Raw genomic sequence first — 875 nt, 5'->3', positions numbered from 1 at the left:
TTATTTACCGAACGATGACGTGAATGTTCAAGTTGATGTAAATTTTTTAATTGATCATTCACTGTTTCGATCAATCCTCTTCTGCAAAGTAATTGTTTTTCTTCTTCAGTTTGGATGGGTTTATTTTTCATATTCCGACGTGATGGGGTCAATATTTTCAGTCCTCTTGCTGCTAAAGCTTCGGCTTTTGCTTTGCTCAAATAGCCTTTGTCTCCGAGTAGGATCCCTTTTAATTCTTGAGTTAAAGATTCTAATATAGCAACATCATGAACATTTCCCGATGTCAGCTTGAGATTAATAATTTCACCTAAATTATTGATAACGAGATGTAATTTAAAACCATAAAACCAACCCGTACTACTTTTTCCACGACCGGCCAAGCCTTTAAATACACGATGCCTTTTAATCCGAAGATTATGGCAAACTACCAATTTAGTGGAGTCAATGATACTGATTCCCGTATCTTTTCCTTTCACCTGATGGAAGAAACTACTCAGAGCTTGCAAACAACGGGGCATGATTTCAATAAATCGGTTGTAGCTAAGCAGTTTAGGAAAAGCAGATTTCCAGAATGGAACGATCATTTGGCAATAAAAATATTTGAAGAATCTAAAACCGGATTGATGAAATAAAATGACAATGGTCATTGCTTCAGACAAGCTTAAAGCTGACTTTTTCAACCTGGTTTTTTGATTAGAAATTAAAGCTTTCTCTAAAGATTCATTAAATTTTTTGCAGAAATCATCCAAAATACAAAATAATTCGGTAATATGATCCATTGAGAAGCCTTGTTTTATAACATTTTGTCTTGAGAACCAATATGTTACAAAAACAGGGCTTTTTTTCTACTCTTTTTTTATATCGAACTCAGGTTA

At 33.9% G+C, this 875-nt stretch carries 1 protein-coding gene; it reads right to left on the bottom strand.

The genetic code is table 11. The features are described 5' to 3' along the window. Positions 1–779 (bottom strand): IS982 family transposase (locus AC1P5O_RS16620; protein WP_164543400.1); only part of this gene is annotated, 779 nt, incomplete at its 3' end. Positions 780–875: the final 96 nt, after the last annotated feature.

This window comes from Prolinoborus fasciculus (assembly GCF_056724605.1).
The sequence above is the reverse complement of the archived record's forward strand: the minus strand, read 5'-3'. Positions and strand labels throughout refer to the sequence as shown.